We start from the raw sequence: 15,227 nt of genomic DNA on the forward strand, positions 1-15,227 counted from the left end.
CCCTTATCGGAGGACTTTGGCGCACCCGGAGTCATTCCAGATGGACGTGCCGTCCAGTAACGTCACGTGCTGCGATTTGAATGAAGAGGTTCCGTGCTCCGCCGGCCCAAGGCTCGGCCATGCTCTTGCCCCACAGACGAGTCAGGAGTTTCGGGTCCTCAACCCTTGAGGCGGGACCGCTTACGAGGACGGACCAGCCCTCGCTGCGGTCGGTGCGCGAGTGGTCCACCTGGAAGGACGATTCGGAGGCAGGGACGGCCTCGCTGATGGATCCGTCGTCGGCTGTGCGGAAGTACACGCACTCGCCGTCGACAACATAATTCACGGGCAGGATCACTATTCTGCCGTCCCGGACGAAACCGAAGCGGCCGGTGGCCCCGGACCGCAGCAGCTGCCAGCATTGCTGTGCGGTGAGTTCATCCGAGACGTGCAGTCCGCCGACAACACGACCTGTTTCCATGCTTGGAAGAGACATCCTTGCTCCTTTATCGGGGATCCTCTACAACGGAGGGCGGCCAAACGGGCCTGTTCCTGAAGGTTACGGAGCGCCCGGATTCCGCAGTAGGGCCAAAAGTCCCGCTGGCCGACGGTCCGGCCCCGGCGCCGTCAGGCCTGGAAAGCACGGCTTAGGACGACCTTCAGGGCGTGCGTTTCGGCCGCCCGGGAGAACGTGTCGTAAGCGTCTTCGATCTGGCTGAGGCCGTAATGGTGGGTGGCGAACTTTTCGGCGGGGATCTTATGCTGGGCCACGAGCCGCAGGAGCATCGGGGTTGTATTGGTGTTGACGAGTCCCATGCTGATGGTGATGTTGCGGATCCAGAGATCCTGAAGGCGCAGCTCAACGGGTTTGCCGTGCACTCCGATGTTGGCAACGTTCCCACCCGGTCGTACCAGTTGCACAGCCATGTCGAAGGTGACCGGAAGGCCCACGGCTTCGATGGCTACATCTACTCCCTCTCCGTCCGTATGGGACGTGACAGTGTTGATCCACTCTGGATCGTCGGGGTTCACGGTCGCCGTTGCACCGAACTCCCGGGCCCGGGTCAGCCGCCCCTCGTCGGGGTCGATGGCGATGATGGTCGCGGCCCCGTGGAGGCCCGCGGTGGTCATTGCCGCCAGCCCGATGGGACCGGCTCCGACGACGGCGACGACGTCACCTGGCTTGATACGTGCGGCCTGGACCCCGATTTCGTATGCCGTGGGCAGAATGTCCGAGAGCATGACGGCTTGCTCGTCGGTGACTTCCGGTGGCAGCTTGTACAGGGAATTCTCGGCGTAGGGGACACGCACGTACTCGGCTTGGGTGCCGTCGATGAGGTGCCCGAAAATCCATCCGATTCCGGCTTGGCCTTCCTCCCCGGAACAATGGGAGTAGAGGCCCTTCTTGCAGTTGGCGCAGTGGCCGCAGGACTTGATGCATGAGATGAGCACGCGGTCCCCGGGGCCGAACGCGGTAACGGAAGAGCCGGTTTCGGTGACCGTTCCGACTCCTTCGTGACCGAGGACGCGGCCCTCTTTGACAGCTGGCACGTCGCCTTTGAGGATGTGCAGGTCGGTCCCGCAGATGGTGGTGGTATCGATGCGCACGATTGCGTCGGTGGGCCGGACGATGGCAGGGTCCGGGACATCGGTCCACGATTTGTGACCTGGTCCGCCGTAAACGAGGGCTTTCATGGCCGGTCCTTCCTGAAGTGCATCCTGTCTGTGGCCGGCCCGTGAGGCGGTCCTTGCAATAGTTCGGCGCAGGTGGCCGGACTGCGGCCTGAATGCGGAGCCTGGTCGTGGTGATCGTCCAGGAGGTAGACACGGATCGGTGCCTGTTCGTGTCATTGTTGTCGGCCAGTCGGGGGTCGACAAGGGTCGAAGGGCCCGGGTCGGCGTGGTGACTTTCGGCCCTGTTTGGACAGCGCCTTTGCGCTCATCCTTGGAGAACGGGGAGCCTGACGCTTGGGGTGCTTCGGGCCAGTTTCCATAGCTCAGGAGATCAGCATGAACAGCAACCACCCGGCCCGCCTGCGGTTCCTGGGCGCGACGGATACCGTGACCGGCTCCCGTTACCTCATTGAATCCAACGGCGCGCGGATCCTGGTGGACTGCGGGCTCTTCCAAGGCTACAAACGCATCCGCGACCGCAACCGGGTTCCGTTTCCCGTCCCGCCCGCGAGCATCGACGCCGTCCTGCTCACCCACGCACATCTGGACCACTCGGGGTACGTTCCCGCCCTCATCCGCGATGGCTTCACCGGTCCCGTCTACGCAACCCACGGGACCAGCGAACTGTGCAAGCTGCTGCTGCCGGACAGCGGCCACCTCCAGGAAGAAGAAGCCCGTCATGCAGATCACCGGGGCTCCTCCGTCCACGTGCCGGCGCTTCCCCTGTATACCGCCGAAGATGCCGTGATCTCCCTCGATTCCTTCGAACCCCGCGAATTTGATGTCCCGTTCGAACTGGCAGACGACATCGAAGCAACGTTCCTCCCCGCAGGACACATTCTCGGGGCAGCGCAGATTCACCTGGCCGTCCAGGGACATTCCGTTCATTTCACCGGTGACCTGGGCCGTGTCGATGATCCGCTGATGTTTCCGCCCCGCGACCTGGAAACCACCGACATCCTGGTGACCGAATCCACCTACGGCAACAGGAGGCATCCTGAGCAAAGCCCGGAGGCCGAGCTCGGTGCGGTCGTATCCCGGGTTGCCAAACGCGGCGGCGTCATCCTGATCGCGGCTTTCGCGGTGGGCCGGGCAGAAACACTCATGCTCCACCTTTCAAGGCTCCGCCGCAAAGGCTCGATTCCGGACATCCCGATCTACCTCAACAGTCCGATGGCCGTCGACGCGTCCTACATGTACCGGCAGCACCCGGACGAACACCGCCTCCAGGTCGATGAGTTCGAATCAATGTACAAGACGGCCATCATGACGCGCACCGCTGACGATTCGAAGCTGCTGAACCTGAGGGGAGGCCCGATGATCATCATCTCGGCCAGCGGCATGATCACCGGCGGCCGGATCCTCCACCACATCGAAGCATATGGCCCGGATCCGAGGAACGCCCTGGTTCTCAGCGGATACCAGGCTGGAGGAACACGGGGCGCTTCCCTTGCTGCGGGCGCCACGGAGCTGCGGATCTACGGCGAGGATGTCCCGATCCGTGCCGAAGTGGTGCAGATCGAAGGATTCTCAGCCCACGCCGACAGCGACGGACTCATCCTATGGATGCATTCAGCGGCGCAGGCGCCCCGGATGACCTATGTCACCCACGGCGAGGCGGACGCCTCGGATGCCCTGCGTGCCCGGATCAAAAGGGAACTGGGCTGGGACGCAAGAGTCCCGGAATACCTCGAAGCAATCCGCCTGGATCAACCTCGTTAGAACCACAGGCGGTCCTGATACCATTTGCTTTGGCGAAGCCCCCGGCCTTCCTCGAGGGGCCCCTTGATTCGGGCTGCTCCCTTGGCGGTCAGACTGCTTTGGTGCAATGAAGCCGGGCCGGCCTTGACAGGCTGGCCCTCAGCCCATCACTTGGTGGTTGACCCATTGTTCCAGCGGAGGCACCAACAGCAGGACTGCCACGACGCCGATCATCAAGATGTGCACGAAGGCATTCCAGGCCGTCGTCCCGATGGTCTCGCCGCCGCCGACCGCGGCGAACCAGTATGGCGCGAGGGTGAGGAGCCCGAGTCCTGCCGAGCCGAGTGCCGCGTACTCCCACCAGTTCCATCTGGCGAACAGAGCCCACGTTGCGGCGCAGAACCCCAGGACGGTCAACAGGCTGAGGCCCAGCGTCAGGCCCCACAAGCTCCCGGATGTCAGTACTCCCCGGGCCGCGAAGGCAGGGGCGAGCCACAGCCAGCTGCTGCCGGCCGTGAGGAGGGCGATGCCGCCGAGGGCACGAAGAGTGAACATTTCTACCTCCGGGTTCCAAAGTTCCTGCCTCAATCCTCGCCACCATCCGGCTCTTGCCACAGGGGCGAATGGCCCTGTGTCGCCGCGCCGGTATGCACCACCATGCCGTCGGGAATCGTTGGCGACCTCCGGAACGGTTTCCTGGCATATGTCATCGCAACCTAGGGCAGGACACGTTGTCAGGACTGCCGCTGGATGGCACGGACGGCCGCGCTGACCGTCGGGTGGAAGTGTCCCGGGCCGAACCGGGCTCCTGCGGCGAAGTGCAGCAGACGGTCTTTGACGGGTCCTTTGAGTTCGGCGAACACAAGTTCGATGCCGCGGCCGGCCAGCCATTCGTCGAGGGCGACCAGTTCATCCATCGCCGTAATGTCAATGCCCGTGATGGGTTCTGCCGCCAGCACGAGGTGCGTGGTGCCCAGCGGAGCCCGTTCGATGAGCGTGCGGATGAAGGCCGAGAAGACCTCGGCGTTGGCGAAGAACAACGGGGCGTCAAATCGCGCGAGCACCATGCCCTGGACCCGCTGGCCCTCTGGGTGCCTTGAGAGGTCGTGGTACCCGGGAACGTCCTGGATCGCGCCGAGCTCGGCGGTATATGGATCCCACGCACGGCGGATGAAGCCCAAAAGTGCAAGGCCTACCGCGACAAGGATCCCCGCCAGCACACCCACGGTAGTGACGGCTGCGAAAGCGATAAGCATCAACAGGGATTCGGATCGGCTCATCCGGACAAGCCGGCGGATGGCACCGGTATCGATGAGGCCGGTCGCAGCGGCCAGGACCACCGCAGCCAGCGTGCTGTTGGGCAGATACGCAGTCAGCCCCGGCGCCAACAGCATGAAAGCCAGGACAAGCACTGCCCCGACGGCGCCGGTGAGTTGGGTCTTGGCGCCAGCCTGGAGTGCCACGGGAGTCCGTGATGCGCTGGCCGAGACCGGGAAACCGCCGAACAAGCCGGCCGCCGCATTCGCGGCCCCGAGCGCCGCCATTTCATGATTTTCCGAGATCTTCCGGCCTTCCCGCGACGCGAGCGCCTGGGACAGTACACCCGTGTCGGCGAACACCATCAAGGCGATACCTGCAGCAGCCGGAAGCAGCACGGCCGCATCCGCCCAGCCCACCCCGTCCAGCCTGGGTGAAGGCAGCCCATGCGGGAGGCCGCCGACGACGTTCACCACTGCCTGCAGTCCCATTGCTGCCGTTGCCACGCTCGAGGCCACGACGGCCAGCAGCACTCCCGGTATGCGTTGGCTTGCCAGCCGCGGGATCCAGATGAGCGCGAGTGATCCCAGGCCTATGCCCATCGCGTAGAGGTTGGTTCTGCCGGAGATGATTTGGGACGCGACTGCCGCCAATTTCTCCCAGGGTGTGCCTTCCTGTGTCGGGAGGCCTAGCAATGTCGGCAACTGTGACGAAGCCACGACGAGCGCGATTCCCTGCAGATAGCCCAGGCGGATGGGGGTGGACAGGAGACTGGCCACGGCCCCTAGATGAAGAGTTGCGCCGACGAGGAGCACAGCGCCGATGAGCAGGGCGAGTAGTCCGGCCAACGCGGCAACCCGCCCGGCACTGCCGCCGCCCAAGGGCAGGACCGCTGCTGCGATCATCGGGGCCAGGGCTGAATCCGGTCCGAGGACCAGCACGCGGGAAGGTCCTACCAACGCGTAGGCAAGCAGGGAGAACACCGTTGCGTTCAAACCCATGGCTGGCGGAAGGCCTGCCGCCTGTGCGTAGGCCATGCCGGCGGGAACCAGCAAGGCAAAGAGAGAGGCGCCCGCGACAACGTCGTGACCCAGCCAACGAAACCGGCCGCTGCCGGACGGTCGTGCCTGGTTCAGTCTTTGAAACACGTCCGTCCCATCACAGCGCAGGGTCGAGGACCCTGTCAGGCGCCTGGTTGGTTCTTCTCCGGAGCATGGACAACCAGGACCGGGCAATGTGCGTGGGCGACGCACGCCCAGCTCACGGATCCCAGGAGGAGCCCGCCGAATCCGCCGTGTCCCCGTCTGCCGACAACAATCATGTCAGCTTCCTTGCTGGCTTCGATCAGCTCTTGCCGGGCATGGCCGTGAACGAGGCGGGATTCAACATTGTCCGGGAGGTCTGGACCGAAAGCAGTTTCCAAGGCCTGCTTGAGGATTGCAGCCGCCGCTTCTTCGAATCCGTCGATGCCCATTGCCACGTAGCCGCCGTAGACCTGCGGAAACTCCCAGCACGCTGTCGCCACAAGCCCGGAGCCCAGGGGCAACGCGATCTTCTGGGCTTCCCGGAGTGCCTCGACCGAGGCATCGGAACCGTCTACACCAACCACAATCCGGCCTGTTGATGCCGCACCTTCCATATCCTTCTCCTTCCGCGGGCAACCGCATCCGTTACGCCGTCGTGGTGCTCATGCGCTCCGGGGGGGCAATCGTGCCGCAGCCCGGAGCAGGCCTGGCGTCACTCCGGTTCGGTGAGGTTGTCGATCATCTTCTCCAATGCCCGGACGGTTCTGTCGTACTCGCCTCCCGCAAGCCCCTGCACAGTTGCATCACGTACTCCTTCGAGGTCTTCACGGGCCCTTCGGTACTCCGTGCGTCCGGCGTCGGTGAGCCGGAAGACTCCGCCCTTCTCCGCGACAAGTCCACCGCTGAGCAGCGGTTCCAGAAACACGTCCGAAGACTCACGGGTCGACTGGTCGGGGAAGGACGCCATCGCTTCATCGAGTTGCCCAAGCGTGCTCTGTGTCGCGGCCAGGACGCTGAGCAGCCGCCACTGGCCCCGGCTGAGCCGGTGCAATTCGAGAACCGAGGTGAACCTGTCCTCGATCAGTTTGTCGAGGGTTTTGAGGAGGTGTCCGAACGGCTGGGTGGCGGCTGGCATGTGGCCTCATTCCATTCCTGCGCGCGTCGCGTCATTCATCGATGTCCGCCACATCATCGCCGGTGTAAGGGTGTACCGCCTGCCCGTCACTGCTTCAGGGTAGATTCTGAACAGCTGGTCCTGGCCGATTCCCTGCCAGGGGAAAAGGGAACGGCTCACCGAACCAAGGTCTTTGTCCGTGGACGGTGCTTGAACTGCCGTTCCCTTCACGACGACGCTCCAGGCCATGCCGAACTCAGCGCTCACCGAGTCGGTTTCCATGACGACTACGGCCTGGCCCTTCATCGCGTCTGTTTTTGTTCCTTCCCCGGTGAGGAAGACAAGGGTGTCGTTTTCCACCTTGTAGTTCACGGGAAAGATCTCGGGCCGGCCATCAATGACCACACCCAGCCTGCCGACAGCAGTTTCCTGAAGGAGCTTCCAGCACTCTTCGGGATCGCGTATTTCCGGTTCTGGCACCGCGTTCTTGTCAATCATGTGGCGATCCTATGGCTGCCGCCGGGCACTCAACAGGGCACAAAGTCCCCTGCGTGACGGACTCAGGTGCTCCCGGGGACCTTGTGGTTCCGGGAGAGTGCGCCATCAATCCATGCGCGCAGGGCCGCTGCCGGCGCGGCCCCCGCCTGGCGTGCAATGAGCTTGCCGCGAATCAGGATCATGAGCGTGGGTACGGCTTGGATGCCGAAGCGCCACGCGAGATGGGGGGAGTGGTCCACATCGACTTTGACAAGTTTCACGCTCCCGGCCCGTTCCTGCGCCAATTGATCGAGCACCGGACTGACTGTCCGGCACGGGCCGCACCAGACCGCCCAGAAGTCGACAAGCACGGGAAGGGTTCCCGCTTCGGCGACCTCAGCGAAGTCCGCGTCGTCGGCCGTGACGATCCACGGCAACGGGCGATGGCAGTGCCCGCATCGCGGTACGCCGTTGGCGCTGGATGGAATCCTGTTCGGCTTTGCGCAGTGCGGGCAGTTGGTGATGTTTTCCGTCATTCCGGCCGGCTCCCGGGCGGCGGGCCGGCCGGCGCAACGAGGCTGGTATTGGCCTGCGCCCGTTCCCGATGCTGTGCTCCCGCTTCACGCGCGCAATGGTCGCAGCAGTAGATGCCTTCGTCGGTCTCGACGCCGTGGCCCAATACCCGGCAGCCACAATGCTCGCACGCCGGTGCCATCAGGTGGATGGCACATTCGAAGCTGTCGAATGTGCCTGTCTGGTCACCCCTGGTGATCGTGAATGTCCTCGCAAAGTCGTTTCCGCAAACATCGCATCGTGCCATCGTGGTGTCCTTTCATGCCGTCCGGCGGAAGTGGTTTGGCGGCCTGGGTGCGCCCTCGGTTTCCTTCAGCACGGTTCTGTCATTGTCGTCGGCCGGTTGGGGGTGGACAAGGGCCGAAGGGCCTGGGTGGTGCGGTGACTTTAGGCCCTGTTTGGAGGGGTTCTTTGTGCTCATTCTTAGAAAGCGGGGGAGTTGACGCCTGGGGGCGTCGGGACCCGTTACGGCGCGGCCGGACGGGGCACAACAGCTAATTACCTATCAGAGGAGCATGGTTTAGATGAAGAAGTGGACGCGTTGGCAGGATTGGACGGTCGTTGCCGCGGGCGCTTATGCCGCGTTGTCGGTCTTGTGGACGGCCCAAGGCGGTGCGTCGGTGGCGTTCATGGTGACGCTTGGGGTTTTGCTGGTTGCCGCGGCGGTGACCAACCTGGCGGTGCCCGGTATGCCGGTGGCGGAATGGGTCCAGGCTGCGGTGGCCGTCGTCCTGCTCATTGCGCCATGGATTGGAGGCTTTGCCTCGATGACCGGTGCGGCCTGGAGCGCGTGGATTCCCGGGGCCATTGCCTTGGTGGTCACGGCATTGGCCATCAAGCCAAGCACGGAAGAATACCGTCACCATCATGTGATGACCGCCCCGTAGCCGGCCGCAGGGGGCGCCCAAACAGTCCGGGCGCCCCTGCCTACGGCAGGAATCGAGGGAACCTCGGGTCAAAGGGAACCCGGCCGGCAGGCGGGAGTCCCCGAACTCCTTGAAGCAGCACGCGCTGGACGCTGTTTCCACCACCACAGCCAGAGGAGGTTGATCATGGCGCTGTCCGAACGCGAAGAGAAAGCGTTGATGCAGATGGCCGAGAACCTGGAACGCGAGGACCCTGCCCTTGCTTCGTTCCTGCGCGGGTACGACGACGGCAGGCCGCCTCGTCATCCACCTGACCCGTTTGGCTGGAACAGCGCAGATCCAGGCTGAACTGATTGAAGACACCGCGACCCGTCGTCGAAGGACTACCGTGACGGTTCAATGCGGTCAGGGGGAGCTGGGGAGAGAACAGTCTCGTGTCCATTCGGGAAAAGGAGGACAAGACCGTGAACGGTCCAATCGTCGTCGGTATTTCCGACTCGGCAGCCAGCGAGCCCGCGTTGGTGTGGGCAGTGCGTCGCGCGGCACGGTTGAAGGTGCCGGTTTTGCTTGTCCACGCCATCGATGACCGTTGGATGTCTCGGGCGTTGGAGTATACGGAGCCGGTCAGGACGGCAGGGTTGGAGGTGCTGAGCAAGGCCAAGGCCCGTGCTCAAGCAGTGGAGCCGGACGTTGACGTAGAAACACTGCTTTTTGCCGGTAGTACCGGTATGGCCCTCCGCGAGCGTTCAAAGGGAGCATCATTGGTGGTGGTCGGGCCGGGGCATGCCTGGCCCGGCGGGCCTGTGACGGACCGGGCGCTGCAGATCGTGGCGGTGTCCAAGTGTCCGGTGGCAGTGATCGGGAGCCAGGACCCGGCCGGACGGCACGGGGTGGTCGTCGGGGTTGACGGGTCCGAGGAGTCCGCCCGGGCCGTATCCTTCGCCGCTGCCGAAGCCGACCGTGACGGCCAGGACCTGACCGTTCTGTCCGCACTTCGTTTGCCGGTAGTGAGCGGGGTCTCCTGGGGCACGGTCATGCAACCGGTTCTGGCTGAGGAACGACGGGTCCTTGCCGAGTCGGCTGCCGGCCTGGCCGAGGACTTCCCCGACCTCGTCGTCCGGCAGGTTCTGGTGTCCGACAAAGATCCGGAGGATGCTCTGGTCGACGCCGCCTCGCACGCCAAACTGCTCGTGCTTGGCAGCCGGGGGAGGGGAAGTTTCAAACGCCTGCTGTTGGGTTCAACGGCCCACGCAATCCTCAGGAATTCTCCTTGTCCGACCATCATCACCCGCGTGCGGAAAGTCCGGAACGCCTGATGACCGGCGCCGCCGCCCGGTCGAGCACGGCGTCCCGCGTCGGATCTTCAGCGACGCCGCCACAACACCCGGAAGAACGCCTGAGAACCTTGACACAGTAACCCCGCGGTGTATGTGGAAGACCACCCCCGGAGACCGCAGCAGTGACGGTTCGACCGGCATCACCGAGTCAGCACGGGCGGGCGACCGGGTGAATGTGCCCGTCACACGCCTACTTGAGGCTGAGGACGTCGTCGATCGGGCGGCCGTTGACGAATACAACCGCACGCTTTGCACCGGCTGCGGTCACAGCGGTCTGCTCGAGCTGCGCTTTCGCCCGCGGAATATCACATACCCCGGCGAGCATGAACTGCCCCTGAAGGTAAACCGTGATGGTTGTGCCATCGAAGGTCCCGCCGAGGTAGGTCAGCGTGGACTGGTAGAGCACGTTCACGAGCCCCGACTGCCCAAGCGTTCGGCTGCGGTTGGCGAGCAGGGCATTGATGCTCGGCCCCACTTGGTCCGTGAAACGGACCGGTGCAGTCTTCGTCGCCACGAGGCTGTCGCCGCATCCGATCATAGGACCGGATACGCCATTGTCCCCCACTGCCACATAGTAGACAGTCAGCGGTGCAACCTGTTCGGGCAGGCCGGTCGGCGTCGGCTCCATCGTTTCGCCTGGGCCCGGTGTCGCGGAGACCGGCGCCGTGCCCGGTGTTGCAAGGGTCGGAGACGTGCCGGCAGTCGCGGACATGGATGGGCTCGGGCTTTCCAGTGCAGACGGATACGCCGCAGAGGACGAGGAAATCGTCGGGGAGGGGCGTGGGCCGGGACCGAAGCAGCCGGAGAGCGCCAGCAAGACACCAAGTCCGACGGCGGCAATTACGGATCGTTGTGTGATGGCCATCATGACCCCCTCAGGTGTGCGCCGACAGCCCGGGATGGCTGGGTGTTCACGGCTGCGGTCTCGTTCGTTCCCGGTTTTGATTTTGAGTCAGGCCATCTGCTGTTTGTCGTGAAGTATGCGCAGATGGCACGGAACTCCGGAGGGGTCGGCTGTGACGGGAAGAAAGCCGGCCTCACTGACTTGCTCCAGCCGGGCCAGGGCGTCGCCCGTTGTGCGCGCCAGGGCCAAGTCCACCGAAATGTCAGCTCCGGGGACTGCCACGTTGATCCTCCGTGCCAGGATGTAGATGGCCTGCAGGCTTTGTTCCGTGACGTGTCCGCGGACGATGAGACAGGCTGCAGGCTTGCCGGGTTCGAGTTGGACCACGACGTGCAGCTTTCCGCTGGATTGGCGGTGGATTTCGTGTGCCTTGGTTGCACCATGGTGGTTCGTCAGTCCGTGATGGATGCCGGTTTGAATGCGTAAGGATTTCATGGTTCCGGCTTCGGAGAACCTTGAGCCGCGGGGACTATCGGCCAAACGATTCGGGTTTGCCATGTCGCCGGGTCCGGTTCTTTTTCGGGATCGCTCAGATAGAACTCCCACATGCTGTCCGAAGGGGTTTTGCCTTCCGCGCTCATTCGCTCAAGGATGAGTGCATACGTCTGTTGAATTGTGTCGTAGGGTCCTTGGTGCATGTCCTCGAACGCTTCGGATTCCGGAAGCTTGCTGGCAAGCATGTCACCGGCGTCGGCGAAGTCCGCCGTGATCGGAAAGCCTGCTTCGACGTCAACCGCCCCGGTCGGCTTGCCGTGGTACAGAGCGAACGGCGGTCCGGTGGGATTCGCGTTTTGTGCCTGTGCAGCTGCCATGACAGCGCCAAAGGCGCGGCCGAAAAAGTCGGTCAGTGCACTCATCGGGACATGTTCGTGGACGACAGCGGTGTGCTGCTCCCGGGTCCGGATGAGCGGGGGCTGTGGATCGATGGTGACCATACGCCCAGAATTGCGGTATCAGGCTTCACGGCAACAGGGTCGAAGGACCCTGTTCGACCTCGAACGCCCGGACGCGGCGTGACCTTTGCTTTTCGCGTCACTGGTGCCGCGCTTGACACCCGACCCGCATCAATCGTCGGAATCGCCGTGACTTCCGCGTAACAGTTGAATGCGCGGCACACGGGTTCTCCTGGCGGTTGGGGCATCATCGGAGCCACGGTTGAATCGCGCCCGGTGTCCTTGTTGGCCTGAGCCGGGCAGGACTATCTTGGAACTACTTCAGGGCCGTGCTGGGACGGCCGCCGGTGACAGGTCTCGCCGAGGTACGTCATGAGTTATATCCCGGTCAGCAGACGCACCATCAGACGGCATCGTGAATCCGAGCGAACCACAAGGCGGCTTGTGGCCGCCCTGTCCGTTGCCGCCGTCGTCATTTGGTTGCTGTCCGTGACGGTGTCAACGGTGGTCCACGTGGACAGTTTCGTCTTTAATGTCAGCGTCGTCTTGCATGACCTGTTCCTCGTCGTAGCCTTTGGTTCGATCATCCTGGTGGACTGGCACGGCTTCCTGTGGCTCATCGGCAAGCGCCAGCTGGCTGAGACCATACGGCTCGACGGCGCGGCAACTCCGCTGATCTGGGCTGGCCTTGCGGGTTTGCTGGCCACTGGAGCCTTCCTTGGCCCGCACCTGAACAACCCCATGACTGAACTCAAGCTCGCCGCAGTCCTTGCGCTCAGCCTGAACGGAATCATGCTCATCCCCCTCATGAGGCGGCTCGCCCGTCTGTCCGCCAAAGCGGTGTTCATGGACCTGACGTCCGGCCAACGGATACACCTGCTGTCCTGCCTGGTGATTTCCCAGGTGTGCTGGTGGACGGCGATCATCATCGGATTCATCAACGCGACGACCTGACAAACGGGGGGCTTGTTGGATCGCGTGGTCGGCCGGGCAGCGGACGTTGTCCGGACGCAGCCGATCGCCGCGCGGAGTCACGGAGGGACGCAGTGGAGAGCCTGGCCCGCCAGTGATGCGGGCGGTACCGGGGCCGGCTCATGACGGAATTGGCGGGGCTCTTGCGGCCGAGGTCGCTGCACACCACGGAGGCAGGGCGAAGACCGGCGTGGAGACGTCCGGGGGGCAATGGTTATGCTGCCCCGAACGGGGCAATAAGCAGCAGCGGCCCCGAGGTGTCCGGATCGTTACCGGCCAGGCTTGGAAGAATGTTCTTAGAATCCGGCTTTAGCATTGCCGGCATGGACAGTCCACACGCCACCACGAGGGCACGGCAGCCGCGCCGGCCCACCGGGCCACGGCTGGTGCCGCAACGCGCGCGCTATTTGCGTCGGGCACGTTTGGCGGACCTGCTGGAAACGGTCCTCTGGTTGTCTGTGGCCGTTGTCCTGGCATTGTTCCTTGCCGACAACGGGCTTGCGGGTTTCAGGAGCGTTCCAAGGGCCGTGACGGCTGCCGGGATCATCGCCGGATTGGTCGGCGCTGATCTCATGCTTGTTCAGCTTCTTCTGGCCGCGCGGGTTCCGGTGATCGACCGGGCGTTCGGCCACGACCGGGCCTTGCTGGTCCACCAGCGGATGGGCAAGCCGGTCTTTTACCTCATTTGTTCGCATGTGCTGCTGCTGTGGATCGGTTACGGGCTGACGGAGCGAAGGAACGTGTTCGCCGAGGCCTGGGAGATGTTTACCTCACTGCCGGACATGAAAATCGCCTATCTGGGGTTTGCGTTGCTCACCGCCGTCGTGGTCACCTCGCTGGTCCTCATCCGGAGGAAGTTCTCCTATGAAGCCTGGCATGTGGTGCACTTTCTTGGCTATGCCGCGGTGTTGGCGGCCTTGCCGCACCAGTTCAGCACCGGAGAACTATTCGCGGACGGCACGCGGGCGCGCTACTACTGGATGGCGCTCTATGCCGGTGTTGCCGCGGCCCTGGTCATCTACCGGTTCCTCGTCCCGATAGTGCGTACACTCCGCCACGACCTGCGCGTCAGCAGCGTCACTGCCGAGGCTCCCGGTGTGTACTCCATCGAGATGACCGGACGTTCCCTCGCGGACCTGAAGATCCGCGGTGGACAGTTTTTCATCTGGCGGTTCTGGTCGCCCGGGCTATGGTGGCACGCCCACCCCTTTTCCCTCTCGGCCGCTCCTGGTTTCCTTCGCCTGAAAGTGACCGTGCGTGAACTCGGGACGGGAACCGCAGCGCTGGGCTCGTTACGGCCCGGCACCAGGGTCAGCATCGAGGGCCCTTACGGGATCTTCACGGACCGGGCCCGCACCACACGCAACGCTGTCGCCGTCGCAGCCGGGATCGGTGTTACACCCGTCATCTCGCTGCTGGAACAGGGCGATTTCGCGCCGGGCGAGATGACAGTGATCGTCCGGGCACCGAACGAAAAAGGCCTTTACCTGTACCAGGAACTCGAGAAACTCTGCATCAAGAAGTCCGCGGTGCTCTACGTCCTGCTGGGCCGTCGGGCAAAGAAAGGCCATGACAGCTGGTTGCCCGCCCGGGAAGCCAGCCACGGCATGAGCCTGTCCACCATTGTCCCCGACATCCGCGACGCGGACGTTTTCGTGTGCGGGCCACCGGACTGGAGGGACCTCGTGGTCCAGGACGCACAACGCGCCGGCGTGCCGAGGTTCCGGATCCACTACGAAAGGTTCAACTGGTGAGAGCACGCAGCGCTGTCGTTGCCGGGCTGGCGTCCGCCGCCGTCCTGCTGATCGGCTGGCACGCCGGAAACCAGGCAGCCTCCACACCCGGCCGCTCTGCAACGGCAAGTGCCGTTCCGCCTCCGGGCACCCGAACACCACGACCGGAAAGCTCCGGGCCGGCCAGCGCCGGCCCGACCACGCCCGGATCGTCCGGGTCGGCTGCCAAAGACGGAACGTTCGACGGCAGCCAGATCCAGACCCGCTACGGCACGATCCAGGTACAGGCCGTGATCACCGGCGGCAAAATCGCCGACGTCGTTGCCCTGCAGATGACCGACGTGGGCTTCCGCTCCGGAGAGATCGACCAACAAGCCGTGCCCATGCTCCGCTCCGAGGTCCTCTCCAGCCAGTCAGCCAACGTGGACACCGTCGGAGGAGCAACCTACACCAGCGAGGGATACCTCAACTCCCTTCAGGCCGCACTCGACTCAGCGAACTTCAAGGGATAGCCGGCACGTACATGACGGGAGCAGGTCCTTGCGGTCTGCCAGAAGCCCGCCGCCGGCCCGGCGAGGACGAGGCAACACTTCCAGGCTCCCTGCCGGAGCCCGCTGCCAGGCGATTCCCGTCGTCCCGAAAGACCTGCAGGCGGTGTGCGCGGTCGACCCCCGTGAAGCCACCCCGCCGACGGCTTCCCGGCACCCGCAAGGTGGTGGTGC

18 protein-coding genes are annotated in these 15,227 nt (G+C 64.0%); 7 read left to right on the forward strand and 11 right to left on the reverse strand.

The window, feature by feature from the left end; translation table 11 throughout:
* Positions 1-31: 31 nt before the first annotated feature.
* Together ABCW42_RS09225 and ABCW42_RS09230 are read right to left on the reverse strand one after the other, a co-directional pair.
* Positions 32-475: a pyridoxamine 5'-phosphate oxidase family protein gene (locus ABCW42_RS09225; protein ID WP_423184547.1), complete on the reverse strand. Its 444-nt coding sequence runs from the start codon at positions 473-475 to the stop codon at positions 32-34.
* 131 nt (positions 476-606) lie between these two features.
* Entirely contained in the window at positions 607-1,674 is a 1,068-nt protein-coding gene (locus tag ABCW42_RS09230; RefSeq protein WP_423184548.1) for a zinc-dependent alcohol dehydrogenase family protein, read from the reverse strand.
* A gap of 315 nt (positions 1,675-1,989) precedes the next feature.
* Between ABCW42_RS09230 and ABCW42_RS09235 the strand changes: the two genes are divergently transcribed.
* A complete protein-coding gene (locus ABCW42_RS09235) occupies positions 1,990-3,375 on the forward strand; it encodes an MBL fold metallo-hydrolase RNA specificity domain-containing protein (RefSeq protein WP_423184549.1) in 1,386 nt (461 codons plus the stop codon).
* A gap of 138 nt (positions 3,376-3,513) precedes the next feature.
* On the opposite strand, the gene ABCW42_RS09240 is transcribed toward ABCW42_RS09235, so the two are convergent.
* The 6 genes from ABCW42_RS09240 to trxA all read right to left on the reverse strand — a co-directional run bounded on the left by ABCW42_RS09240 (position 3,514) and on the right by trxA (position 7,763).
* Positions 3,514-3,909 carry a hypothetical protein gene (locus tag ABCW42_RS09240; RefSeq protein WP_423184550.1) on the reverse strand — a complete coding sequence of 132 codons (396 nt, stop codon included), beginning with the start codon at positions 3,907-3,909 and terminating at the stop codon, positions 3,514-3,516.
* 179 nt (positions 3,910-4,088) lie between these two features.
* Complete coding sequence (locus tag ABCW42_RS09245) at positions 4,089-5,759, reverse strand: SulP family inorganic anion transporter (protein WP_423184551.1); 1,671 nt, start codon at positions 5,757-5,759, stop codon at positions 4,089-4,091.
* Between the two features lie 35 nt (positions 5,760-5,794).
* Entirely contained in the window at positions 5,795-6,250 is a 456-nt protein-coding gene (locus tag ABCW42_RS09250) for a universal stress protein (protein WP_423184552.1), read from the reverse strand.
* A 98-nt stretch (positions 6,251-6,348) separates the two neighbouring features.
* Entirely contained in the window at positions 6,349-6,771 is a 423-nt protein-coding gene (locus ABCW42_RS09255) for a hypothetical protein (protein ID WP_423184553.1), read from the reverse strand.
* Positions 6,772-6,777: 6 nt separating this feature from the next.
* Positions 6,778-7,248, reverse strand: a complete 471-nt coding sequence (locus ABCW42_RS09260) for a pyridoxamine 5'-phosphate oxidase family protein (protein WP_423184554.1) — start codon at positions 7,246-7,248, stop codon at positions 6,778-6,780.
* 62 nt (positions 7,249-7,310) lie between these two features.
* Positions 7,311-7,763, reverse strand: a complete 453-nt coding sequence (gene trxA / locus ABCW42_RS09265; RefSeq protein WP_423184555.1) for a thioredoxin — start codon at positions 7,761-7,763, stop codon at positions 7,311-7,313.
* Positions 7,764-8,324: 561 nt separating this feature from the next.
* Between trxA and ABCW42_RS09270 the strand changes: the two genes are divergently transcribed.
* The 3 genes from ABCW42_RS09270 to ABCW42_RS09280 all read left to right on the forward strand — a co-directional run bounded on the left by ABCW42_RS09270 (position 8,325) and on the right by ABCW42_RS09280 (position 9,982).
* Complete coding sequence (locus ABCW42_RS09270; protein WP_423184556.1) at positions 8,325-8,687, forward strand: SPW repeat domain-containing protein; 363 nt, start codon at positions 8,325-8,327, stop codon at positions 8,685-8,687.
* 165 nt (positions 8,688-8,852) lie between these two features.
* Positions 8,853-9,014: a DUF3040 domain-containing protein gene (locus ABCW42_RS09275; RefSeq protein WP_423184557.1), complete on the forward strand. Its 162-nt coding sequence runs from the start codon at positions 8,853-8,855 to the stop codon at positions 9,012-9,014.
* 116 nt (positions 9,015-9,130) lie between these two features.
* On the forward strand, positions 9,131-9,982 hold the full coding sequence (locus ABCW42_RS09280) for a universal stress protein (RefSeq protein ID WP_423184558.1): 852 nt from the start codon (positions 9,131-9,133) through the stop codon (positions 9,980-9,982).
* A gap of 211 nt (positions 9,983-10,193) precedes the next feature.
* Here ABCW42_RS09280 and ABCW42_RS09285 read toward each other — a convergent pair whose 3' ends face one another.
* From ABCW42_RS09285 to ABCW42_RS09295, 3 genes are all read right to left on the reverse strand, one after another.
* Positions 10,194-10,871: a hypothetical protein gene (locus ABCW42_RS09285; RefSeq protein WP_423184559.1), complete on the reverse strand. Its 678-nt coding sequence runs from the start codon at positions 10,869-10,871 to the stop codon at positions 10,194-10,196.
* Between the two features lie 84 nt (positions 10,872-10,955).
* Complete coding sequence (locus ABCW42_RS09290; protein ID WP_423184560.1) at positions 10,956-11,342, reverse strand: hypothetical protein; 387 nt, start codon at positions 11,340-11,342, stop codon at positions 10,956-10,958.
* Entirely contained in the window at positions 11,339-11,842 is a 504-nt protein-coding gene (locus ABCW42_RS09295; RefSeq protein WP_423184561.1) for a GyrI-like domain-containing protein, read from the reverse strand. The genes ABCW42_RS09290 and ABCW42_RS09295 overlap by 4 nt, the downstream gene beginning before the upstream one ends.
* Before the next feature lie 330 nt (positions 11,843-12,172).
* Here ABCW42_RS09295 and ABCW42_RS09300 point away from each other — a divergent pair, with 330 nt between their 5' ends.
* From ABCW42_RS09300 to ABCW42_RS09310, 3 genes are all read left to right on the forward strand, one after another.
* Complete coding sequence (locus ABCW42_RS09300; protein WP_423184562.1) at positions 12,173-12,754, forward strand: hypothetical protein; 582 nt, start codon at positions 12,173-12,175, stop codon at positions 12,752-12,754.
* Positions 12,755-13,095: 341 nt separating this feature from the next.
* Complete coding sequence (locus ABCW42_RS09305) at positions 13,096-14,526, forward strand: ferredoxin reductase family protein (protein ID WP_423184563.1); 1,431 nt, start codon at positions 13,096-13,098, stop codon at positions 14,524-14,526.
* Positions 14,523-15,017, forward strand: coding sequence for an FMN-binding protein (locus tag ABCW42_RS09310; RefSeq protein WP_423184564.1), 495 nt, complete (start codon positions 14,523-14,525; stop codon positions 15,015-15,017). Before ABCW42_RS09305 ends, ABCW42_RS09310 begins: the two co-directional genes overlap by 4 nt.
* Positions 15,018-15,227 lie beyond the last annotated feature (210 nt).

This window comes from Arthrobacter sp. NyZ413 (assembly GCF_049390645.1).
Classification (GTDB): domain Bacteria; phylum Actinomycetota; class Actinomycetes; order Actinomycetales; family Micrococcaceae; genus Arthrobacter.